At 51.2% G+C, this 22,323-nt stretch carries 20 protein-coding genes and 2 pseudogenes; 9 read left to right on the top strand and 13 right to left on the bottom strand.

All coding sequences use genetic code 11. The features are described from left to right. The gene (locus C7W93_RS01250; protein ID WP_108438389.1) at nt 1-897 is read left to right on the top strand and encodes a GntR family transcriptional regulator; all 897 of its coding nucleotides are present in this window, start codon (nt 1-3) and stop codon (nt 895-897) included. Between the two features lie 382 nt (nt 898-1,279). On the opposite strand, the gene C7W93_RS01245 is transcribed toward C7W93_RS01250, so the two are convergent. The 4 genes from C7W93_RS01245 to C7W93_RS01235 form a co-directional block, all read right to left on the bottom strand. Further along, a complete protein-coding gene (locus C7W93_RS01245; RefSeq protein WP_201747136.1) occupies nt 1,280-1,867 on the bottom strand; it encodes a fumarylacetoacetate hydrolase family protein in 588 nt (195 codons plus the stop codon). Nucleotides 1,868-1,870: 3 nt separating this feature from the next. Then, nucleotides 1,871-2,035 carry a hypothetical protein gene (locus tag C7W93_RS24745; RefSeq protein ID WP_225869719.1) on the bottom strand — a complete coding sequence of 55 codons (165 nt, stop codon included), beginning with the start codon at nt 2,033-2,035 and terminating at the stop codon, nt 1,871-1,873. Nucleotides 2,036-2,117: 82 nt separating this feature from the next. After that, on the bottom strand, nt 2,118-2,876 hold the full coding sequence (locus C7W93_RS01240) for an SDR family NAD(P)-dependent oxidoreductase (protein ID WP_108438388.1): 759 nt from the start codon (nt 2,874-2,876) through the stop codon (nt 2,118-2,120). A 69-nt stretch (nt 2,877-2,945) separates the two neighbouring features. After that, nucleotides 2,946-3,104, bottom strand: coding sequence for a ferredoxin (locus tag C7W93_RS01235; RefSeq protein WP_255419139.1), 159 nt, complete (start codon nt 3,102-3,104; stop codon nt 2,946-2,948). Here C7W93_RS01235 and C7W93_RS24895 point away from each other — a divergent pair. Then, a complete protein-coding gene (locus tag C7W93_RS24895) occupies nt 3,048-3,383 on the top strand; it encodes a cytochrome P450 (protein WP_370446435.1) in 336 nt (111 codons plus the stop codon). The genes C7W93_RS01235 and C7W93_RS24895 overlap by 57 nt on opposite strands. A gap of 256 nt (nt 3,384-3,639) precedes the next feature. Then, nucleotides 3,640-4,494, top strand: coding sequence for an IclR family transcriptional regulator (locus C7W93_RS01225; protein ID WP_201747134.1), 855 nt, complete (start codon nt 3,640-3,642; stop codon nt 4,492-4,494). A gap of 195 nt (nt 4,495-4,689) precedes the next feature. Here the strand turns inward: C7W93_RS01225 and dmpH are convergent, their stop codons facing one another. The 6 genes from dmpH to C7W93_RS01195 all read right to left on the bottom strand — a co-directional run bounded on the left by dmpH (nt 4,690) and on the right by C7W93_RS01195 (nt 9,853). Then, complete coding sequence (gene dmpH / locus C7W93_RS01220) at nt 4,690-5,478, bottom strand: 2-oxo-3-hexenedioate decarboxylase (RefSeq protein ID WP_108438385.1); 789 nt, start codon at nt 5,476-5,478, stop codon at nt 4,690-4,692. Continuing rightward, nucleotides 5,475-6,530: a 4-hydroxy-2-oxovalerate aldolase gene (dmpG, locus tag C7W93_RS01215; RefSeq protein WP_108438384.1), complete on the bottom strand. Its 1,056-nt coding sequence runs from the start codon at nt 6,528-6,530 to the stop codon at nt 5,475-5,477. The genes dmpH and dmpG overlap by 4 nt, the downstream gene beginning before the upstream one ends. Before the next feature lie 13 nt (nt 6,531-6,543). Then, complete coding sequence (locus C7W93_RS01210; RefSeq protein ID WP_108438383.1) at nt 6,544-7,455, bottom strand: acetaldehyde dehydrogenase (acetylating); 912 nt, start codon at nt 7,453-7,455, stop codon at nt 6,544-6,546. Between the two features lie 29 nt (nt 7,456-7,484). Then, nucleotides 7,485-8,270, bottom strand: a complete 786-nt coding sequence (gene dmpE, locus C7W93_RS01205; RefSeq protein ID WP_201747133.1) for a 2-oxopent-4-enoate hydratase — start codon at nt 8,268-8,270, stop codon at nt 7,485-7,487. Between the two features lie 50 nt (nt 8,271-8,320). Then, on the bottom strand, nt 8,321-8,530 hold the full coding sequence (locus C7W93_RS01200; RefSeq protein ID WP_108438381.1) for a tautomerase family protein: 210 nt from the start codon (nt 8,528-8,530) through the stop codon (nt 8,321-8,323). 63 nt (nt 8,531-8,593) lie between these two features. Further along, nucleotides 8,594-9,853 carry an MFS transporter gene (locus C7W93_RS01195; protein WP_108438380.1) on the bottom strand — a complete coding sequence of 420 codons (1,260 nt, stop codon included), beginning with the start codon at nt 9,851-9,853 and terminating at the stop codon, nt 8,594-8,596. A gap of 313 nt (nt 9,854-10,166) precedes the next feature. Here C7W93_RS01195 and C7W93_RS01190 point away from each other — a divergent pair, with 313 nt between their 5' ends. Both C7W93_RS01190 and C7W93_RS01185 read left to right on the top strand, forming a co-directional pair. Continuing rightward, nucleotides 10,167-10,838: a hypothetical protein gene (locus tag C7W93_RS01190; RefSeq protein WP_108438379.1), complete on the top strand. Its 672-nt coding sequence runs from the start codon at nt 10,167-10,169 to the stop codon at nt 10,836-10,838. Nucleotides 10,839-11,086: 248 nt separating this feature from the next. Further along, the gene (locus C7W93_RS01185) at nt 11,087-11,887 is read left to right on the top strand and encodes an IclR family transcriptional regulator (protein ID WP_108438378.1); all 801 of its coding nucleotides are present in this window, start codon (nt 11,087-11,089) and stop codon (nt 11,885-11,887) included. Nucleotides 11,888-12,202: 315 nt separating this feature from the next. On the opposite strand, the gene C7W93_RS01180 is transcribed toward C7W93_RS01185, so the two are convergent. Beyond that, entirely contained in the window at nt 12,203-15,103 is a 2,901-nt protein-coding gene (locus tag C7W93_RS01180) for a serine protease (RefSeq protein WP_161539848.1), read from the bottom strand. Nucleotides 15,104-15,738: 635 nt separating this feature from the next. Between C7W93_RS01180 and C7W93_RS01175 the strand changes: the two genes are divergently transcribed. Both C7W93_RS01175 and C7W93_RS01170 read left to right on the top strand, forming a co-directional pair. Continuing rightward, the gene (locus tag C7W93_RS01175; RefSeq protein ID WP_225869718.1) at nt 15,739-16,782 is read left to right on the top strand and encodes an amidohydrolase family protein; all 1,044 of its coding nucleotides are present in this window, start codon (nt 15,739-15,741) and stop codon (nt 16,780-16,782) included. Next, nucleotides 16,782-17,016: pseudogene (locus C7W93_RS01170) on the top strand (acyl-CoA dehydrogenase family protein); the annotation flags it as partial. The gene C7W93_RS01175 and the pseudogene C7W93_RS01170, both read left to right, overlap by 1 nt. A 79-nt stretch (nt 17,017-17,095) precedes the next feature. Here C7W93_RS01170 and C7W93_RS24735 read toward each other — a convergent pair. After that, nucleotides 17,096-19,120 (bottom strand): TetR/AcrR family transcriptional regulator, encoded by a 2,025-nt coding sequence (locus C7W93_RS24735; RefSeq protein ID WP_201747132.1) that lies wholly within the window; start codon nt 19,118-19,120, stop codon nt 17,096-17,098. Nucleotides 19,121-19,430: 310 nt separating this feature from the next. Between C7W93_RS24735 and C7W93_RS24890 the strand changes: the two genes are divergently transcribed. Both C7W93_RS24890 and C7W93_RS24885 read left to right on the top strand, forming a co-directional pair. Next, on the top strand, nt 19,431-19,865 hold the full coding sequence (locus C7W93_RS24890; protein WP_255419098.1) for an AMP-binding protein: 435 nt from the start codon (nt 19,431-19,433) through the stop codon (nt 19,863-19,865). Then, nucleotides 19,826-20,590, top strand: a pseudogene (locus C7W93_RS24885) (AMP-binding protein). The gene C7W93_RS24890 and the pseudogene C7W93_RS24885 overlap by 40 nt, the downstream one beginning before the upstream one ends. A 284-nt stretch (nt 20,591-20,874) precedes the next feature. Here C7W93_RS24885 and C7W93_RS01150 read toward each other — a convergent pair. After that, on the bottom strand, nt 20,875-22,278 hold the full coding sequence (locus tag C7W93_RS01150) for an ATP-binding protein (protein ID WP_225869835.1): 1,404 nt from the start codon (nt 22,276-22,278) through the stop codon (nt 20,875-20,877). Nucleotides 22,279-22,323 lie beyond the last annotated feature (45 nt).

Raw genomic sequence — 22,323 nt, 5'->3', positions numbered from 1 at the left:
ATGAATTCTGAAACACCGATTGCAAAACAGATTGTCGAGCTGATAAAGAATCAGGGCTGGGAGGTGGGCAGCCACTTGCCGGCCCAAATGCTAGCCGATCACCTTCGTGTATCTCGTCAGCCTGTGAGTGCTGCACTTTCCCTGCTGCACGAAAAGGGATTTCTCACACGTGAGCACAATCGTGGTTACTTCGTGGCCAAGTCCGTCACCGAGCCTCTCTCAGAAGTAGTGAGTGCCTTGGGGTTAGACGAGTCCGATATCGTTAGCAGCGCTTACTTTCAAATTGCGGACGACCTGTTAAAGAACGCATTGCCGCAAGCATTTTCCGAACAGTTAATCAAGACTCGTTATGGGCTGACGGCAACGCAACTCAATGCAGTATTGGGTCGTATTGCCCGAGAGGGGTGGGCCGAACGTAAGCCAGGCTACGGATGGGAGTTTTCATCAATGTTATCGACGCCTGGCAGTTTGCTGCAGTCCTACCGACTTCGGCTTGCGCTAGAACCTGCAGCACTGCTCGAACCGGGTTACAAGCTTGATCGAAAAATTCTCGAGGAGTGCCGTGCCAGAGAGCTTCACCTGCTGAATGGTGGTATTCAAACGGACACTGCGGACCAACTACATGATCGCGGTGTCCGTTATCACGAATGTCTGATTGAGGCTTCAGGTAATTCCTTTTTCATCGATACGATCAAACGCGTCAATCGTGTTCGACGTTTGCTATCGTACCGATCCATGCAGCACCGGGAACGCTATACGGAACATTGCAAACAGCATTTACATATTCTTGAATTGCTTGAACGCGATCGCAACGAAGAAGCATCAGGCTTCCTGCGTGAGCATCTAATCCATACGATGGATGCGCTGTCCAGTATTGAAAATGTCCTCCAACCGTAGATCGGCATTTCCTTTCTTTGCCGTACCGGCCCAACAAAAATGGCACAGGGGCTTTAATTGCAATCGTACTCAATAGCGCGTTCTTCATCGGCTGTCGAGACCAGCCCACCAAGTTGCTGAAAAATCAGCCGGTCGTTGAGAATGTATCCTCAACGACCGCTCTTCCCACCTAAGCCGCCCTTCCTTCCAATGCCGACGAAGAACGCATTCTGCATAGAACTGTTGGACATACCATCGAAGCCTAGTGACCGCACCCAGTGGCAGATTTGAGCCGATCACGGCAGGCCGGGCTCACCTCATTGCGGACGTGCGGTGATTTGGAAGAGCAACTGGTCTCAAATACAAGCCATAAGAAAACCGCAGTATGATCGGCGCCATGGCATCACCAAAACCGCCCATCCTCCAAACCAACCCCACAAGTCGACCCAGTAAAAATCAAATCCCCTGGCCGTAACTCAATTCGCGCATCCAAAAAATTCAACAATTCATCCATCGGAAAAATCATCTCGCGACTATTATCACTCTGCCGCAATTCTCCATTAATACGCAGCGAAATATCCAGCTGCGGCTGACCCGCGCCACCCAATGCATCCAGCGTCGTAATCCAGGGACCGATAGGCGCAGTCCGATCAAGCGCCTTCTGCGTAAACAAATCCAACGATCCCAACTGCTTACCCGCATCCCGCGCGCTAATATCGTTACCGACCGTGAAGCCCAGCAAACACGCGCTGGCATGGGGCGTGTCGCCCAACGGCTTCGCCACCACCGCCACCAACTCAACTTCATAATCAAGCTGCCGGGTAATCGCCGGATATTGAATCTCATCGCCAGGATGAATGATGGCGCCGTCCGGCTTGATATAAGCGATAGTATGCGGCGGCGCTTCTTTACGGCCAAGACGCGTCAAATGCGTCAGGTAATTCAGACCAACGCCAAACACCCGCGCCCCCGGATTGACCGGTGCCAGCAAACGTCACGCCAAACGATGCCGACGGTCATCGGTGCGGAAATACAGTGAATCAGGATCTGATTCTGGCGATTTTCCGATCTGATAGCCCATGACGCTGGGGCCGTAATCACGCCATTCTTCTATCTTGGCGGTCTCAAATCCAAGATAGCCGATGCCAATAATATCCATGCGTTACACCTTTAAGGATGCTGCTTATTTTTTTAGTTTTGCAAATTGCGATGATGCGTCTTCAGCTACGAACACGGCGGCGTCAAATCGCCAGCAAACCACCATCGATAACAATGTCCGAACCTGTCATAAATGAGGATTCGTCGGAGGCGACAAACAAGGCCATCGCAACGATTTCGTCCGACTCGCCCGGTCTGTCCATCAGCACGCCATCTAGTAATGCTTTGCGTGCAGCGGGGTTTTCCATAAACGCGCGAGTTCCCGGCGTGGTCACAAAACCCAGGCTGATAGACACCGCACGAATACCGACCGGCGCACCTTCTACGGCGAGTTGTCGCGTGAACGAAACCACCGCGCCTTTGGCCGCAGAGTGCGCGGCGATGCCCGCAATTTTTGAGCCGCCCCATGCTGCCGTGGAAGAAATATTGATGACGACGCCTTTGCGTTGTACCAGATATTTCCACGCATATTTGGTCGTGTAAAAGATGAGATCGATCTCGTTACGCATCGTAGAACGCCAGTCTTCAATCGACATTTCTGCAATGGGCGCGAATTTAGCGGAAGAGGCGTTGTTATAAAAAATGTCGATCTGGCCATGCTCGGCAGCGGCGTTTTCTATCCACGCTTGCGCTTGCATAGGATCGCCCAAATCCACTGGCGCAGCGCCGTAGAGTTCGAACCCTTCTGCGCGTAACAATCTTTTTGTTTCTTCATGACCTTCGACAAATGCATCACAGCCAACAACCGTCGTACCTTCGCGCGCGAAACGCAACGCAGCAACACGTCCCTGGCCGCCGCCAGTGCCCGAAATGAGCGCTACTTTTCCTGAAAGACGTGTCATGCATGCTCCTGAAACTCAATGTTGAAATAGAGACTGAATCGGCGAACGACTGCATCCACCATCAATTTTTTAGGCTGTCACGGTCTCGATGATGATCGCTTCTGCGGGACAAGCGGCCGCACCGTCTTTGGCTTCATTTTCGAAGCCGACGGGGATAAATTCGCTTTCTACATAGACCAAACCCTCGGCATCGAGCTTGAATACCTCCGGACAAAGGGTTGCGCACAGACCATAGCCACAGCATCGGCGAATCGTGACGATGCGGTATTTGAAGATGGTGATACTTTCAGCATTGATCGCCCTGCCAAGATGTCATTCGGCTTTGGTTTCGGGCCACATATGTGCGTTGGCCTGTTTATCGCAAAAGCAGAAATCGAGGTCGCATTGAATGCGATGCTGGATTTGATGCCTGACCTGCGCTTTGATCCTGCCTACCCAAGGCCGGTGATTCGTGGGGTGCAATTGCGCGGACCGGAAGGTGTTCACGTTGTATGGACGCCGCAATAATCGACGATAAATAAACCGAATGGTCGATTTATGGCCGAAATCGGCAATGCGCAGGACTTGCCAGACTAGTTAATACAACAGTGGATAGCAGCATGAGAAACGCCCTAAGGCCATCCACTAGTAGTTAACAAGTAGAAAAGCGTGTATCGAAATGCTATTTTCAATATAGAATAGCGGGTAAATCTGCGCCCTTGCGCAATTGCACCGGCATCGCCGGTTCCCGCTTTCGCGCCACATATTGACCAGAGCAAACCGTATGAAAGAAGTAAGCCAAGATATAGCCGCATTAAAAGCGCCCAGGCGGTCTGCTGCCACTACGGCACAGGCCGATGAAAGCGAGGACACCGCGCCCAAGACTGCCAGTGGGATGACGATGGTGAAACCGGTCATCAATGCGTTGCACATTCTGCGTTATCTGACCATGACCGGTGATCCGGAGCGTGCCGTCGATATCGCCCGCCATCTTGGGATTAATCAGAGTACCTGCTTCAATATCTTGCGTACGCTAGTATCCGAGAACGTGGCCGCGTTCGATCCTTTATCAAAGACGTATACGCCCGGTATCGGCCTTGCTAAATTGGTCGGCCAGTTTGTCACACAAGGGCAACGGATCGAGGTGGCGAAACCGTTGATGCGTGATTTTGCTGCGCGTTTTGAGGTCACGGTCACGCTGTGGCGGCCGATTGGGATTGATCGCATCGTGCTGGTCAGTTCCGCGCTTAGTCCCACGAATCTTCGCATCGATATGGCAGAAGGCCAGCGCCTGCCTTACATCATGGGCGCTAGCGGACGCATTTTTGCAGGCCAGCCTGATGTCAGCGAAAGCGTCGTGCGCGAGGCTTTTAACAATATCCGCTGGTCAGAATCGCTGACGTTTGAAACCTATTGGAGCGAGGTGCAGGAAGCCAGACGCCTTGGGTATGCCATCGATGATGGTAACTTTGCGCGCGGCATCGTCGTCGTGGCGGCCCCGATTTATGATGCGACCGGCGCGATTGCGTTTACCGTTTCGGCGTTTATGTTTCGCAATCAATTTGATCAAGCAGGGATTATTGTCTTGGGAAAAGCGCTGAATGCACTGGGTGCGAAGATTGCCAATGCGCTGTTTTAGACGGGTGAGTTTTTTATCAAGTTGGCGATCATATCGGCGCTGATGACAACAAAAAAGAGAGCTAAATGGCTCTCCTTTTTTGTTGTGTCGCAGTCAGCAAAGTCGTCGTGACACTGCTTATAAAATAAGGTTTATAAACCAGCCTTACAACAAAGCTTACAAACAAAGCTTACAAACAATGCTTATAAATTAGACTTATACAAAGCGCACGCTGACGCCACCCAAGCTTTGCACCTGCAACGAAATACTGTCGCCAGCCTGCACCGGAATCGCTTCGGTGATACCGCCCGAGAGAATGATCGCGCCAGCTGGAATTTCCTCACCACTCTCTGCCAAATGGTTGGCCAGCATCGCCACTGCGGTGGCCGGATGGCCGACTACCGCTGCACCGGCACCGACCATCTCGACCCTGCCATTCTTTTCCAGCACCACACCCAACGTAGCTAAATCGAGATCTTTGACCGAGGTGGCTTTGCCGCCGACGATGAAACGCGTGGCTGAGGTGTTGTCGGCGATGACGCTAACCAGGTCAAACTTGAAATCCAGGTAACGCGAATCGATCACTTCGATTGCAGGCATCACAAAATCGGTAGCGGCTAGTACGTTGCCAATATGGCAGCCGGGGCCACGCAGCGGTGCCTTCAGGAAGAAGGCGATTTCCGGTTCGATCTTGGGATGAATCAGATCCGACATTTTGATTTCGCTAGCGTCCTGCACCACATAAGAATCCGTCATGAAGCCGTATATCGGCGTTTCCACCCCCATTTGCCGCATCTTCGCATATGACGTCAGACCGCATTTCAGGCCGACGATTATTTCGCCGCGTGCCAGCTTGCGCTCCTTGATCTTATTTTGAATCGCGTAGGCGTCTTTGATGTCTATATCTGGATAGCGGTCGGTAATCTTCACCACTTCATGCCGTTCCAGATGCGCGGATTCAAGATATTCCGCCAGTTCGGCGATTTGGCTTGCAGTCAGTTTCATACGGTTTCCTTTACGCCCGCGCTTGCCGCGTCTTGTTTATTGCGCACCAGTTCTAGCGCCATGTCTTCAATCATATCTTCCTGACCGCCGACGGTCTTGCGCTTGCCCAGTTCGACCAGAATGTCACGCGCGGCAATGCCGTATTTTGCTTCGGCCCGCTTGGCGAACAACAGGAAGGACGAATACACACCAGCATAGCCAAGGGCCAGCGAATCACGATCGACCCGCACGATATGTTCCATCATCGGATAGACCAGATCTTCGGCCACGTCCGACAACTTGAAGACGTCCACGCCAGTGATGATGCCCATGCGATCGCATACGGCATTGAACACTTCCAGCGGCGTGTTGCCCGCCCCGGCACCCAGGCCAGCAGCGGAACCGTCGATGCGGTTGGCACCTGCTTCGATTGCCGTGATCGAGTTGGCAATCGCCATGCCGAGGTTGTGATGGCCATGAAAGCCGAGTTCTGTTTCTGGTTTGAGTGCCTGACGCACCGCATCGATGCGTACCCGTACGTCGTCGGGCAGCATGTATCCGGCTGAATCTGTGATGTAGATGCAATTGGCGCCATAAGATTCCATCAGCAGCGCCTGTTTGACCAGACTTGCGGCATCGAGCATATGCGCCATCATCAAAAAGCCGACCGTATCCATGCCGAGCTTGCGGCCGTAGGCGATATGCTGTTCAGAGACATCCGCTTCGCTACAGTGGGTGGCAACGCGGATGGTGCTGGCGCCGCAATCGTATGCCAGTTGCAAATGTTTGACCGTGCCGATACCGGGAATCAGTAGCGCCGAAACCTTGGCTTGCTTCAAATGCGGAATCACGGTGCGCAGATATTCTTCATCGGAATGCGCAGCAAAGCCGTAGTTGACCGACGCGCCGCCGAGGCCATCGCCATGCGTAATCTCAATCAACGGCACGCCTGCCGCATCCAGCCCTTTGGCGACTGCGATCATTTGATCCAGCGAAATCTGATGGCGTTTGGGATGCATGCCATCGCGCAACGACATGTCGTGGAGAGTGATGCGTTTTCCTTGCAAATTCATAATTGAGTCTCCTTTATGCGGGCACAGAGGCCAGCGACAATTTACCGGCCAGCATTTCCTGCGCAAACATTTCGGCGGTGCGGGCAGCGGCGGCGGTCATGATGTCAAGGTTGCCTGCGTACTTCGGCAGAAAGTCGCCAAGTCCTTCGACTTCCATGAAAATCGATACGCGCTTGCCATCAAATACAGGACCGTTTTTGAGCTTGTAGCCGGGCACATATTTTTGCACTTCAGCCAGCATGCGATGCACCGATTCTGTGATCGCTTGTTGGTCGGGTTCATCTTCGGTCAGGCAGTGAATGGTGTCGCGCATGATCAGCGGCGGCTCGGCTGGATTGATGATGATGATCGCCTTGCCTTCTTTGGCACCGCCGACCTGCTCCACCGCTCTGGCAGTAGTTTGAGTGAATTCATCGATATTCTTGCGGGTGCCGGGACCGACCGAGCGCGATGATACGGTCGCGACGATTTCACCGTAAGCAACAGGCTGCACACGCGATACTGCATACACCATCGGGATGGTCGCCTGACCACCGCACGTGACCATGTTGACGTTCATTTCACGCTTGCCGACTTGTTCTGGCAAGTTCACCGGGGGCACGCAAAAAGGCCCGATTGCCGCTGGCGTCAGATCGATCATCAGCACGCCAAGTTCATTGAGCTTGCGCGAATTTTCTGCATGCACATAAGCGGAGGTGGCATCGAATGCGATCCGGATGTCGTCCGCTTTCACATGCGGCAGCAAGCCATCGACGCCATTGGCAGTCACTTTTAGCCCCATGTCACGCGCACGTGCCAGCCCTTCCGAATTGGGATCGATGCCGACCATCCAGACCGGCTCCAGATAAGGACTGCGGCTGAGTTTATACAAAAGATCGGTGCCTATATTGCCGGGGCCGATCAGTGCGCATTTTATTTTTTCCATGATTGCATCCTTCACACCGTTGGTGAGAGTTAATTAAAGCGCACCGCGACAGAACCGATGCCGGCAATGGTCACGCGCATCTGGTCGCCAGCCTGCACCGGCACCAGCGCGCTCAAGGCCCCCGACAGAATTACTTCACCAGCTTTTAATCCCAAACCGAGACGGCCCAATGTATTGGCCAGCCACGCTACCGCCGTCAATGGCGAGCCGAGCGCAGCGGCACCAGCGCCGGTGCCAACGATTACACCATTTTTTTCTACCACCATGCCGCAATGAATGAAATCGACCTGATTGGGATCAACCGGGGTATTGCCAAGTACGAAAGCCGCCGACGAGGCATTGTCAGCGACTGTATCCTGAATCCGAATCTTCCAGTCACGAATACGCGAGTCGACGATTTCAAAACACGGCACGACGTAGGCAGTGGCTGCCATAACGTCCAGATTGGTGATGCCGGGGCCGACCAGATCGTGCTTGAGGATGAAGGCGATTTCGCCCTCTGCGCGCGGTGCGATCATGGCGGATGCCGGAACGGTGGCACCGCTGTCATAGGCCATCGCTGAGGTCAAATGACCGAAATCGGGCTGATCGACGCCAAGCATAGTTTGTACGGCGGCCGAGGTCAGGCCAATTTTTTTGCCCACCACGCGCTCACCCGTTGCCAGACGGCGGCCTATCAAATGCAATTGGATCTGATAGGCATCTTCAAGGCTCAGTTCCGGGAAGCGCTCGGTAAGCGGTGCCACTGGCTGACGCTTGATCAAGGCTTCATATAATTCGTCGCCGAGGGTGACAGACATGTTTGGATGGTTCATGAATCGTTTCTCGAAATGGTTGCAATGAAAATCATAGACACCTTTATTCCTCAGGCAATTGGAGGATTAAGCGCTGCCGCATCACTCTTGAGCACATCGCCGATCGCAAAACGAGATGGGGGCAATTCGGTAACCATAACGCGCACCGTTGCCAACGGTGCGTTCAGCGTGCTGGATACCGTGTGTGCAACCTCACGGATGCAACGCTCAACGGCTTCGTTGGATCGTCCTTCTACCAGCGTAATTTGAATAATCGGCATAGCTGTTCCTAGATTAATTAACAGTTAGATATACAAGTAGTGATGTGCTGGCACCCGACGGCTTCACTCCAGCTCCCTGCCCTTGGTTTCAGGTAAGAAAAGAAATACCAGAATCGCGGCTAACAGGAAAAATGCGGAGGTCATGGCAAGTGCGCTGCCGACGCCGTAATTTCCCGATAAAAACCCGACCATCATTGGCGCTAACGCACTGGCAGCACGGCCCGTGTTGTAAATAAAACCCTGCGCAGTAGCGCGAATCGATGTTGGGAACAGTTCGGCGAAGGTAGGCGCAAAACCGCTGTAAAAACCGGTGCCGAAAAAGGCAACGATAGGTCCTAAAATCAGCAGCATTAGCGGGGACTTCACCATGGTATAGAGCGGCACCAGAACCGCTGCGCATATAAAGAACAGGATGAACGCTTTTTTGCGGCCCGCCAGATCAGCTACATAACCGAAGGCAATAAAGCCGATGGCCGCGCCCAGTTGCATGACGACGACCCAAGTGGTTGATTTGATCAGGCTAAAACCAGCTCCGCCTTCGCTTACAGGCGTGCCCAGATAGGTGGGAATCCACGTGAACAAGCCCCAATAACCACACATCGCAGCGGCCGTGAAAGCTAATCCGATGAGGGTATTTTTGCGGTGGATGCCAAACAACGCGCCGATGGTTTCGCTAAAAGAAAGGCGTTTCTTTTGATTTTTCCAGATTTCCGGCTCTTCTACATGACGACGTATCCATAGGCCAAACAGCGCCGGAATCAGGCCAACTGCAAACACCCAGCGCCATCCTAGCAGCGGCAACACGATTGCGGCAACGATGGCGGCCAACGCATAACCGGATGCAAAGGCGCTCTGAACCCACGCCATGACTTTGCCGCGATGCTGGGCTGGCCAGGTTTCAGTAATCAGCGCTGCGCCTGCCGACCATTCCCCGCCAACGCCCAAACCGACCAGAATGCGAAACGCGATCAACTGCGTGAGCGAATCAGAAAAGCCGCACAGCGCCGTACCGACCGAATAACAGATGATGCTCAGCACCATCGATTTGGCACGACCGATGCGGTCAGCCAGAAAACCGAAAACCAGACCACCGAAGGCACTCGCGATCAGCGTAGCCGAGGCCACCATCCCCGCCATACCTTTATTGAAGCCAAGATCCTTACCGACATAGGCAATGATCATTGCAAACAACATCAAATCCATGATGTCGAGCATCCAGCCTATGTAACAAGACCAGAAAGACTTCCATTGTTCTTTAGAGGCACCGCGATACCAAGGAGCGGACTTGGTTTGCTGCTTTATTTGAATAGATTGACTCACCATTTGTCTCTTTCTGATTTCACATCTTTTGATATCGGGATCGGACATCGATGTTGTTTGGTTAATTCAGTATCGATATAGAAGACTTCCGTATCGTTTTTATTATCCCTGTCGCAGTTTATGCAATTTTTTCTGATTTTGCAAACTATTTGTATCTTCTTTAGATACGATTGTCTTTTTCATCGATACAGCATTAAAATAACCATCGACGCTAAAGCGCTGCGTTCAGAGAGTCTCATCAACCCTGCTGGACTTGTCACGTAACGACTCAAGTGGTCGCGTTATCAACTTTTCAAAATAAATATCAGGAGTCAGTATGAGTAGTTATCTTCTTCGTCTGTATCAAGACACATTGCCCACAGGCAATACCCCCGTGTATTTGCCGATGGGTCCGCGCGCGATTTACGTAGTTGACGGCAACGTTACGATTGAATTGCCGAATGGCGGCCAGCATCATGCGCAAGGTTCGGCCTGGGTTGGGCAAGAAGCGATTACGCTGCTGGCCGGAGCGGAAGGCGCGCGGCTTTGGCGCTGGGAACTGCTGACGCAGCATGTTTCAGGCAGCGGCGAACTACACGCAGCGCCGGGAACAGAATCGCATTGCAAGCTAGCGGCAGAAATCGAACTCGATGACGGCTTTGACTGGTTGATGCGCATCGATCGGGTGGGCTTTCCCAAGGGTGGGATTGCCTTTACCCACATGCATCAAGGGCCAGGTATCCGCTGCTGCCTGCACGGGGAAATTACTATCGAAACTGAAGGGCAAACCAATGCCTACAAACCTGGCGAAGCGTGGCTGGAACGTGGTCGGTTTCCGGTCTATGCGCCGACTACCGAGGAGAGCGAAACCGCATTCATCCGCTGCCTGATCCTGCCACGTGCGTGCAAGGGCCGCAGCTCAATTCGCTATGTGCTGGCAGAAGATGCCGCCAAGCCCAAACGCCAGGAATACCAGGTGTTTGGCGAGCGCTATATCGACTTACCATGATCCAGACCGGCGTTGTTCGTCGGTCGGGGCATACTTAGTCAGGGGCCTGTGCAGGGGCCATGCGGCACTGCGACGGTTTGATGCAAGAGACAAGGATGTTACAATCTGGGGCGAAAAAAACGACCGGATACGGCCCTTTTCTTGCTTAAACCGAATCACTCAAATTGGTTATCCCAGCAACTTTTTAGTGCGCATCGGATGCCAGTAAAAAACTGCAGAACAACTTCTCGCCACGAACAGGTCTCATCTTGGAACAAGAAACAGAAGCCGCTGAAACTGAAATCGATACCGGTCTGCCGACTGCCGTCATTTCATTGCGTATCCTTGAAACGCTCGCCTCAACCAATGACGAATATGGCATCACCAGCCTGGCGCAGAGTTTAGGTATGCCAAAGGCGCGGGTGCATCGTCATCTGACGGCATTAAAAAATTATGGCTATGTGACCCAAAATCCCTCCACCAATCGTTACAGCGTCGGCTGGCGTTTGTATTTGCTGGGACAAAATCTGGTTAAGCGCTTTCAGGTTGTATCGCTGTCGACAAAAATTCGGGAAGATTTGCGCGATAAGGTAGGTCAGGCTGTCGTTATTTCAACGTATACGGAAGATGAAGTCATTGTCCTGAACGTTGTGCTTGGCAAAAACCCGTTGGAAATTTTATTACGGCCCGGCGCCAATTTCACCCTCAATTCGGCTGCGCAAGGCAAGATCGTCTTGGCTTTCGGACCCGAATCGATTCTTAAGCAAACGCTGGGCCGCACGCTGCTACCGACGACGAGTCATACCATTACGGACCCAGACCGACTGCACGCGGAAATAAAACAGGTGCGCAAACAAGGTTGGGCCGATGCCCCTGAAGAATTGTTTGTAGGGGTAAATGCCATCGCCGCCCCAATTTTCATGGCCGATGGGACCTTGTTCGGTACGTTAGCAGTGACAGGATCGATTCATTATTTGCCGGTGCAGCCTGCAACTGAAACAGTCAGTGCATTACGCGAGGCAGCGGCAAAAATCTCAACTATTTTAGGATATACGCCGCCATCAGCGTGACAACGATCTCGCAAAAATATGGGTCGAAATACAAAAAAGGAGAGCCAAATGGCTCTCCTTTTGCGTTATTACAGCAGCGCGATTTTTACACCAACGCATAGGTGTGAATTGGATTTTTTCTCCTCGGTATCAAAAATGGGCCACTACCGCCAGTTGAAAAGCGCATAAAAATAAAGCCCCTGTCAAATACTGGGGCTTTACCAAATCGAAAATCAGTATACAACTATTTCATCATCGGGATAGCTAGCCGAACTAGCCTGGTAGCGGCGTGTTTGCTTCACATGGACGCCCACGATTTATGATCTTTAGTGGATGTTATTTACATACACCATTATCTTTCCACGGTGCACCGATCCAGCCAGCGGAACCCGGAATATGATGCGGTTCAGTAAACCATCTAGAGATATAACGACGTCCATTTACGCGCACTTCAATGCCGCCTTTATAAGATTTTTTCTCCCATTGCGGAATGTCACATACATTTTCGGCGACCTTATGGACCAGTACTAAATGCGTTTTCTCAGCAGTCCGATTGCCTTCCATCACAGAAACCGTGAAGGTATAAATCGTATCCTGCGTTGATTGCGGTGCAGTGAAAGTCAATTTTGCGCCGTTCGCATTAAAGGGCAATTGCGGCGATACTTTCCAGTCATACCGCAATGTCCCGCCGCCAGTAGCGCTTGATCCCGCAGCATTGAGCATCACCGCAGCGCCCGCCTCTGCCGATCGAGGACCAGCCACAAGCGCGATCGGTGGTTTGTTTTCAAGCTTTTTGATCACGGTAACGGCATGCTGCGCCGTCGCCTGACGTCCACCATGCGGGCTGGAGGCTTCAACTGTTGCCTGATATTTTCCTCCGGCGAGGCCCGACAGGTTTAGCTGTTGCTGGGTTTCTTGCAAGACAATTACGCCATTCATGTCGCGTACCTTCCAGCTATACACCGCTGCAACGCCGCCAGCACCGCTAAAGTTTGCTTGCGCTAACAGGCTGACGACAGCGCCTTGATTGATGGCGTTGGCACCCGAAATCGTTACGCTAGTCGCGACTGCCGCTACCTTCAAGTTAGCCTGATGCTGCTTGCCATCCTTGCCGGTGACCGTCAATTGATAGACGCTTTCGCCAGTTTGATTTTTGCCCACAATTGCTTCTGCGATGGCTTGATCAGCATTCCGCAAATTGAACGGGCCGCTGAGTTTTTCCCATGCATATTTCTCGGCACGCAAGCTCTTACTGCCGTCAAGCTTATAAGCAAAACCGTAGCTGGCGGTTGTCACGGTATTGATATTGCCGCCGACGATAGCTTGCGGCGGACTCACTGGTGGCAGTGGAGGCGGTTTAATTTCGCCAGCGTTATCCGTCTTCATCACCGTCACAATATGACTAGCCTTCGATGACTTCGTACCGGCGGTAACTTTAATGACAAAAGTAAATGACGTATCCGCTGCAAGTACCGGGGCATTAAAGGTCAAGCCAGAGTTATTTACTGTCGCGTCAATTCCGGCAGGAACCGTCCATTGATACGTCAATGGCTTGCCTTCCGGATTCTTCGATGCGCCACCCGATAGACTGACACGTTCGTTGGCCTTGGCTATTTTTTTACCCACTAAATACGCGACCGGGCCGGTGTTATGAACATGCACAATCTTCATGAGCAAAGCTTGCTCTTTAGTGGCAGTGGGCGATGACAAAATTTTAAGGGGAATCCAGGAGGTAATAGCCGCGTTAGTTTCCAAATTCGGATTATCTGCATCGTCGTAAGAAATATGTAGGTTTTTTGCAGACGTTGACGCACAAGCTTGTGCCAGATTACCCAAGCCGCAAGCAGATTTCAACGCCAGACGATAGGTCACCTGGACAATGTTTCCAGAGACGACATCTTTCGCCTCTACCGCAAGCGTTGAGTATCCATTTTTAGCGCTGCCAAAATGTACCATTTCATCGCCATCGAACGTCTCAAAGCTGGCGTTCCCATTAACGCTTTTTACCAAAACTGGCGCTGCTTTCAGATTTACCGTGGCGGTAACAACGTCGCCCACGCCCAGCACCTCAACATTAGAACCCGCTGGCATAAAGGATTTTATTTTTTCCCACAGAAACCACGATGAAACACCGTTATTCGCGGTCGCACTGCCAGCGCGGTGCAAGGCGACGACTTCGTTACTCTTCTGCGATAACACTGGCGAACCGGAAGCGCCGGATTGCGTATCGCAGTTGTAATACGTTTTAGTACCAACGACTGAAATCTTGCAAGCCTCTCCGTCTTTGGTATGCGCAATCTTCGCCACCGACGAACCTGAACCGTGTTGCGGTATATATACAGTTTCGCCCACGGCAGAACGTTTCTCCTGAATACGCAGACCACCGAACAGTGTTTTTATTTTGGCGTTTTTGTAGTCGAATTGATCAAGTGTAAAAAGCGTGTAATCCGTATCGCTGCCTTGACCGGTAGTGATCAGCTTTCCTGCTTTAATTCTGACCACATTTTGCGCACTATCAGATGCTCCACAAGCGTCAGCACGAGAATTAAACCAAACCTCACCAAACTCAACATCATCATCGGAAACGATATGGTGATTGGTCATCATGAGATTCTGATTTCCGACCGACCAACTTGTCCCACTCGCTTCCATCGATGCCAATCCAATGGCTTGACTGCGTTGATAAAACGCATTGTTTGTCGATTTCATGCAAATGGCGTGAATACGTTCGTCCTGGCCGAGTATCGTTTTTAGCTTGTCTCCTTGCTTAATTTCGTAATATGCCAAATAGACGCTATCACGGTCGCCCGGCGTCACGCCTTGCGGATAGACAATCTGAATAACCGTAGTATCTCCGGAGATTGAGGTCGGGGAAAAGGTTCGCTGGCTGCCATTTGGATAGGTCCGCATGAAATCGCGCCAACCATATAAAGATACCTCCGTGCGTTCAGGGTTGGATATCTCGATATAAGCGCCTTTTGGCAGCGCTATTTTTGAGAAATATAATTTGGACCATTGACTGCCCGTCGTTCTAATTTCAACGGTGGTTGTTTCTGCTCCGCGATTGAGGATATCTTTCGCATACGCGACTTTGGTGGCCTTTTGAATGGGATATTGAATGCTGCTGTCGCTTGAGGTTGGCGTTATTGTTTTGGCGTTGGCATGCGCAGCGGTCGTTGCAAGGCTCAACAAAATCAGCGGAACCAACCCTGCGTGTTTGATCATAAATTTTTGCATAAATTCTCTTGATAAGCTTTGAATAATTAGAAATGGCATGAACAACGGCACTTTGATATGGCAACGTAAGCGCTTACAAAGCGTGCTGATTTCAGGCTGCAACGCTAAAACGGGCGTGAGGTTTTTGGGAGATTGTTGGTTTGTTACCGACTAATCTCTCTTGCTGCTATAAAAGGAGCAAGAACGTTGCCGAGAATAGAGGATGGCGGCGAACATAACTATGGGAATAGTCTAAAAATAGCCAAGAAATACGCCATGTCTACCTAACGTAAATTCATCCGCAAAAAATGCCTAGATATAAGAATAAAAGAACAAATTACAAATAGATGTCTACAAAATATCGAAAGGCGATACCCGGCATTTTGCAACACATCTTCCTGAAGAGTGCGTTCCTGTCACTCAAATTAAACATCCATTTTTTATAGGAGAAAAATAGTTTAATCGTTAGTGGATTCACACTATTGGCATTGATTTAACTGTACTTTTTGATATCATCGAGAGACAAAAAAATCTATATCCATCCATCAATAGTTTATAAACATAATTTCATTTTATGTTTATAAATAATTTTTAATCCTCTAAGACCAAAACTCCCGTCCACGCCCTCGCGTGGGCAACCCATTTTTGAGGATGTTATGAACCAGGAAGACCTGATACTCGTCAGCGTTGACGGTCATGCCATTGAGCTGCCAAATGCCTTTACACGGCACATGCCAGCAAAATACAAAGGCCGCGAACCTAAAGTAGTTAAAAAAAGTGGTCGCGACGTATGGGAGTTTGAAGAGCGCATCACCGGTTATATGGGCCTTAACTCCGTCGTCGGACGTCCAAAAGAAGAGTACGGGATGGAGCCGCTATCGTATGAACACATGCGCCGTGGCACCTGTGATATCAAAGCGCGGGTAGATGACATGAACGCTAACGGCGTTCTGGGATCGATGTGTTTTCCCACCTTTCCCGGTTTTGCCGGTCAGCGCTTTCAGACATTGCCGGACCGTGGCGTTTCATTAGCCGCAATTCAGGCTTATAACGACTGGCATCTGCAAGACTGGTGTAACGCCGCGCCAGGCCGCTTTATTCCGTTGATGATTGCACCTTGGTGGGATATGCAAGCCGCCGCCACAGAAGTCACGCGTATGGCCGCGCAAGGCGTGCGCGCCGTATCGTTTTCAGACAATTCCAGCGTGCACGGCTTTCCATCGATTCATAGCGACTATTGGGATCCGTTCTGGAAGGCTTGTGCCGATAACAATGTGGTGATTTGCTGCCATATCGGAACCAGCACGAAAGCAGCGCACGCTTCGGATGAATCACCGATTGACGCGTGGATTACGTCGATGCCAATCTCGATTTCCAATTCGGCAGCTGACTGGATCTGGGGACCAATGTGGAAGAAATTCCCAACGTTGCGCATGGCGCTGTCAGAAGGCGGCATCGGTTGGATTCCGTATTTTCTGGAGCGTGCAGACTTTACGCACCGTCACCACAATGCCTGGACCAATTCGAACTTCGGCGACAAAATGCCTAGCGACATCTTTAACAAGCACATCATTACTTGCTTCATTGAAGATCAGTTCGGCCTGAAGAATCTGGATTCGATCAATCTGGAGATGGCGATGTGGGAATGCGATTATCCCCACTCCGACTGCACCTGGCCTGATTCATCAAGCGTGTTTTGAATTGTTTGCGGTTGGCTATGTGTGGGGAACTGACTACTGAAGTCGCGGCTATGGTTAAGTTGAATCGCTCAGAAATGCAGGGGAAGTTGCTGGATGAATTGCTGCAGCTGCATGGGGGGGTATGGATTTATAAGTGAATATAAGATCAGCCGGGCGTGGGTTGATGCGCGGGTGGCGCGGATTTATGGGAGGACTTCTGAGATTATGAAGGAGATTATTAGCCGGAGTTTGTAGGTGGTTATTAAGAATAGAGAACAGAAATGCACGCTTTTTACGTGCATAGGGTTTCTCCATTGCTATCTCATATCCTGACTTACCGACCGCGCGCCACCACCACCGTCTGAATCATGCCCCGAAGCCGCAACGGCAAAAGCCGCTTATCGATTTCCGATGGCACTAAAAGCTCACTCAAGATATAGCGCACCAGTAATTCACACGCCAGATCACGGTCTATTTGTATTGCCAGACGTGCATCCCACGCATCAAACACCATATCCAGCACCGACTTAAAGCGTGCGATTGCATCGTCAAACATCCGTTGAAAAAATCCAAACGCATATTCTGGTGCCACCAACAATAACCGCCGGGATTTATCCTGTTGCAGAAACCGATCGAGATTCGTGATTACCGCATTAAAGCGCGCTTCAGGGTCCTCATGCGGTGCGGCGACTTCAATCAGCGCTAGATGAAATTGCTTACGCTGAGACTCGGTATAGGCTTCTAACAATGCATCCTGTGAAGAAAAATATCGGTAAAAAGTCCCACGTGAAATACCCGCGGCTTCGCATACGGCGAGGATCGAAATACGCTCCACGCCAGACTGAAGAATGATCTCTCCCGCTGCGGTAACGATTTGTTGAATCGTGGCATCAGAGCGACGATTGCGCCCCGGCTCACGCGCTGATGCAACAGCGATCTCAGCATCTATATGATCGATATTCGCAGCCTTCTGCGCGACCTTCGGTTTCGCCCTATCCTGCCCAATAGTACTAATACTGTTGATCAGATCGCCGATGCGCTGCGGTATTTGTCGCCTGTCTCCTTCGCCCAGTACCAACAATTCGCTGAGAACATACCGAATCAACATTTCACAAATTAACTCACGATCCAATGTCACGCCAAGCCGCACATCCCATGCGTCGAAGACGATCTTTAACGCGCTCTGAAAATGCTCAATCGAATCAAGGAAGGCATGCTGAAAAAATCCGAAAGCGTATTTTGGCGCAACCTGCAATAAACGACGTGCCTTAGTACCCTTAAGTAAATTATCGAGATGCACAATAAATGCGGCGAAGCGCTCGTCGGGATCGTCATAAGGCTCGGTCGCATTTATCAGCGCCTGATGGAAGACCGCCCGCTTATGCTTGGTGAAGGCTTCCAGCAACTCATCCTGAGAAGAAAAATACCGATAAAAAGTACCGCGTGAAATGCCTGCAACTTCACAGACGTTCAGAATCGAAACACGATCCACGCCTGACTCAAGAATTACCTGTTCGGTTGATACCAGTATTTGATCGATCGTTTTTTCAGAGCGGCGATTGCGTCCCGGTTCGCGTTCGAGTTGTTCGGCATTGCGATCATTCGGATCGGCATCACTATTTACGTTGCCAAGATGACGCGGCGTCAACGGCTGCAATGCAAAATCGCCACCGCGTGAAATCGCGCTAGTCAGCTGGGCAATCCAGGTCAGCAGTTCACGTCGATCACCTTTGCGCGGCACCAGAAGCTCGCTTAATACGTAACGAATCAGCATTTCGCACACCAAAGGGCGATCAATTTCGATGCCGAGTTTGGCATTCCAGTCATCAAATACAATATCCAATACTTCTTGAAATCGATCTACCGAATCATGAAAAATGCGCTTGAAGAAACCACACGCAAACTCCGGCGCCACCTCCAGCAATCGGCGCGCCTTACTATGTTTGAGATAGTTATCCAGATAAGAAATCAATGCATTGAAGCGATCGTCCGGCGTTAAATAAGGCGCCGTTGCAGCGTGCAACGCCAGATGAAAACGGGCACGTTTATGCTTGGAAAAAGCATCAAGAAGTTCGTCTTGCGATGAAAAATAACGATAAAACGTGCCGCGTGAAATACCCGCGACTTCACACACGTTCTGAATTGCAACACGGTCCACGCCAGATTCCAAAATAACTTGCTCAGCAGCGGCAAGAATCTGATCGATGGTTTCTCCCGAGCGCTTATTGCGGCCCGGCTCTCGTATTGATAACGGAATCACGTCGCCATTTTGTTCCCCTTTAGGGAGCGTTTTTTTGCCCACTTTCTGCTGCGCGGGCGATGCGCGCGACGGCGACGACGTGCGCTCACGTTTATTCATATGCAACTCCGTTCTTGATTCTTTGTATTTTGGTAGAAAAATGCATTAAAACTATTCTATCGATAGATATTCGCACAGTCGCACCGATTATTCTAGCTGACACGCCACTTAATTCCATATTAGAATAGTCTTCTGGATTTAAAATAATATTCATTGCCTCAGCGCCAGGCATGCTTTGGAGAAGACAAGCATGACAAATATGGGAAGAGTCGAAACGTGAGCAGTTGGGGAATAAGATACGGTCGTCGCTGCGCTTGATCGCGCCGTTGCTAAACATCCGGATCGCGTCCTGCTTGATTTCAGCGGCGCGTTGTTTACCTACGCAGAAGTGGATCGACTTTCCACCCGCATGGGGCACGCGCTTGCCGCGCTCGGCGTTGTCAGCGGACAAACAGTTGTCACCATGCTCGATAACAATATCGACGCCGTCATTACCTGGCTTGCGGTTAACAAACTGGGTGCGGTCAGCGTACCGATCAATACTGCGTTACGAGGAGAATTCTTGCGCCATCAGATTGCCGATGCCGGTACTGCATTGGTTATTTGTGGAGCCGATTATGCCCAACGTATTATCCATTCTGCTCAACTTGCTTACGGCCTGCCGGATATCAAACTGATGCTTCAGCGCGGTCATGGTAAAGAAATGATTTCTGACGAGATGCCGGTGGCGCTGCTGGACGCGCATCGCGGTACTAACGCCCCCCTATTTCGACCAAGCCCAATCCATCTGATCTTGCCTACCTGATTTATACCTCTGGTACTACCGGTCCTTCCAAGGGTTGCATGCTGAGCTATAACTTCATGTGTAATCTTGCCCGGCTGCAATTGCGTGCAGGTGTCGCTACCGAGAATGATGTGACCATCACACCCCTGCCTTTGTTCCACCTGAATGCGCTGGCGGTGGGGATTATTTCTAACATTCTGGTGGGCGCGCGCGTTGCCATCGTGCCGCGTTTTTCGGTATCCAATTTCTGGCCAGAAGTTGAACGATCCGGCGCGACGATTGCCTCGATTCTGGGCAGCATGGGTGGACTGTTGGCACAAGCGGCCGATAGCGATGTGATGCACCGCTGCCACGGACAAATCCACACCGTGCGCAGCAATCCTTTTACCGAAGAAATCAAAGGCGTCTGGCGTGAACGTTTTGGCGCGCGCTAGGTTGGCGGCAATGGTTATGGCTTGACCGAAGCCGGCGTGATCACTTCGCTGCCAGCCGGTGAATATGCCGCGCCGGGATCTTCCGGCAAACGCATCCCTGACTTCGATGTCCGTATCGTTGACGATCTTGATCGCGAACTGCCGACCAATACCCCAGGCGAAATCGTAGTGCGGCCGTTGCGTCCGAATATTATGTTCGAAGGTTACTGGCAACGTCCGGCAGACACGCTCAAAGTCATGCGTAATATGTGGTTTCAGTGCGGCAGCATAGAACAAAATACCCACCGCACCATAGTTGCGATATCAACGTAATCGCTATCGGACAAATCGTTCCGACGCAGATATAGCCCGCGCTGACGCCAACACGCCGCAAATGAAAAAGCGTAATTAAACGGTTTTAGCGCAAAAGATTGGCGGAGATAGTTGGGATTTGGGAGATGAAGCGATGCAGAGCTGCTGAAACGGTTGGCGCTCCGTTGATGCAAGCCGGGGCAGTCCGGCTTGCATCAACGGAAATAAAGTGACCGGCTGCCGGGCCGCACCAAGCTTGCATCCACGGAGCAATAACTGTGTCAGTTACAAAACACTGAACTCTATCAACGAGGCAAAATAACCCTCACCACCAACCCACCATCCAAATGATTAGCTAACACCAACTCACCCCCATGCGCCTGCACAATATTCCGTGCAATCCCTAACCCCAACCCCATCCCTCCCGCATTCCGATCACGCCCATGCGATAAACGCAAATACGGATCAAAAAGGCTCCCAAACGCCTCCTCCGGCACTCCCGGTCCGTGATCCCGAATACTGATTTCAATACTGTCACCACCTTGCCCATCGGCCAGAACTTCTCGCACAGAAATCTCCACCCGCTCGCCATAAAACAACGCATTATCAAACAGATTCCCAATCGCCCGCTTCAACGCCAACGGCTTAGCCCTGACAGTCAATCCAGAATCCACAAAGCCCACGGCATGTCCAGCCATCTTGGCATCCCGAATCATCCGATGGATCAGCGCATCAATCCGCACTTCAGTCCGATTCTCATGAATATCGCTATCCTTCACCGACTGCAATGCCCCCTTCACCATCATGTCAAGCTCATCCAGATCTTCATGAAATTCAGCCCGCATCGCATCGTCATCCAACAACTCGGTCCGCAATTTCAACCGCGTAATCGGCGTCCGTAAATCATGCGAAATCGACGCAAATAATCGCTCCCGATCTTCCAGATAACGCTTTATCCTTTCGCGCATCGCCCTAAAAGCCCTTGCGGTTTTTACAAACTCTCTACTCCCGGTTTCTGGCAATTCTGGCACCGTCTCACCCTTACCAAAAGCCTCTGCCGCATCCGACAACGCCGCCAATGGACGCGTCGTCCAACGCACAACCAATATCGACAACAACAGCACAGCCGCCAGCGACAACCCTTGTAACACCAGACGATCCGGCGATAACGGACTGTTACTTTCCAAGAAATACGGATTCGGCATCAACGCCGCCAGATACAACCATTTCCCCGGCTCAAGCTGCGTCTGGATCACCAATACCGGCGCAGGGTTCGGTTTAATCAATAAAATATGCTGCACCCAGCTATCCGGCAGATCAGCAATCTTGAGACCGTCATCAGACACATTCAAATCATCCGGCCACGCAAACACCAATCGAAATTCTGGTAAAAAAGGGAGTTCTTCCCGCAACGTTTTCAACACCGTCTGACTGGCCAACTCCGCCAACGCGTTATCACCTATCGGCTGAATATGAATCGGTGCATCGTTGGCATTTACAAAAAAACGGGTCCCGCCCATTTCCCGCAATTGCTGAATCATAATCGGTCGGTAGTTAGCCGGTAAGCTTTTAAAAAATCGAATCGCACTCACCGCGCTGTGTCCCAGATGCTGGGCGGCGATACGGGTTTCAATTTCCGATTTTGAGCGCAACTGTGCAGCCCATATCATGCCCCCGACCAACTGCGTCACCAAGACTCCCAGCACCATCACCACAGACAATTGTCCCAACAAAGAATGCGGCAAAACCCACGC

It is taken from the genome of Glaciimonas sp. PCH181 (assembly GCF_003056055.1).
In the GTDB taxonomy this organism is placed as follows: domain Bacteria; phylum Pseudomonadota; class Gammaproteobacteria; order Burkholderiales; family Burkholderiaceae_D; genus Glaciimonas.
Note: the sequence above shows the minus strand (reverse complement) of the source record. Positions and strands in the feature narration are given on the sequence as shown.

Coding starts and splice junctions, on each gene's coding strand:
- C7W93_RS01175 (WP_225869718.1), top strand. CDS start 15,739: ATGAACCAGGAAGACCTGATACTCGTCAGCGTTGACGGTCATGCCATT.
- dmpG (WP_108438384.1), bottom strand. CDS start 6,530: ATGAATTTGCAAGGAAAACGCATCACTCTCCACGACATGTCGTTGCGC.
- C7W93_RS24735 (WP_201747132.1), bottom strand. CDS start 19,120: ATGAATAAACGTGAGCGCACGTCGTCGCCGTCGCGCGCATCGCCCGCG.
- C7W93_RS01250 (WP_108438389.1), top strand. CDS start 1: ATGAATTCTGAAACACCGATTGCAAAACAGATTGTCGAGCTGATAAAG.
- C7W93_RS01240 (WP_108438388.1), bottom strand. CDS start 2,876: ATGACACGTCTTTCAGGAAAAGTAGCGCTCATTTCGGGCACTGGCGGC.
- C7W93_RS01225 (WP_201747134.1), top strand. CDS start 3,640: ATGAAAGAAGTAAGCCAAGATATAGCCGCATTAAAAGCGCCCAGGCGG.
- C7W93_RS01210 (WP_108438383.1), bottom strand. CDS start 7,455: ATGGAAAAAATAAAATGCGCACTGATCGGCCCCGGCAATATAGGCACC.
- dmpE (WP_201747133.1), bottom strand. CDS start 8,270: ATGAACCATCCAAACATGTCTGTCACCCTCGGCGACGAATTATATGAA.
- C7W93_RS01200 (WP_108438381.1), bottom strand. CDS start 8,530: ATGCCGATTATTCAAATTACGCTGGTAGAAGGACGATCCAACGAAGCC.
- C7W93_RS24745 (WP_225869719.1), bottom strand. CDS start 2,035: ATGGATATTATTGGCATCGGCTATCTTGGATTTGAGACCGCCAAGATA.
- C7W93_RS01190 (WP_108438379.1), top strand. CDS start 10,167: ATGAGTAGTTATCTTCTTCGTCTGTATCAAGACACATTGCCCACAGGC.
- C7W93_RS01180 (WP_161539848.1), bottom strand. CDS start 15,103: ATGCAAAAATTTATGATCAAACACGCAGGGTTGGTTCCGCTGATTTTG.
- dmpH (WP_108438385.1), bottom strand. CDS start 5,478: ATGAAACTGACTGCAAGCCAAATCGCCGAACTGGCGGAATATCTTGAA.
- C7W93_RS01195 (WP_108438380.1), bottom strand. CDS start 9,853: ATGGTGAGTCAATCTATTCAAATAAAGCAGCAAACCAAGTCCGCTCCT.
- C7W93_RS01150 (WP_225869835.1), bottom strand. CDS start 22,278: ATGGTGCTGGGAGTCTTGGTGACGCAGTTGGTCGGGGGCATGATATGG.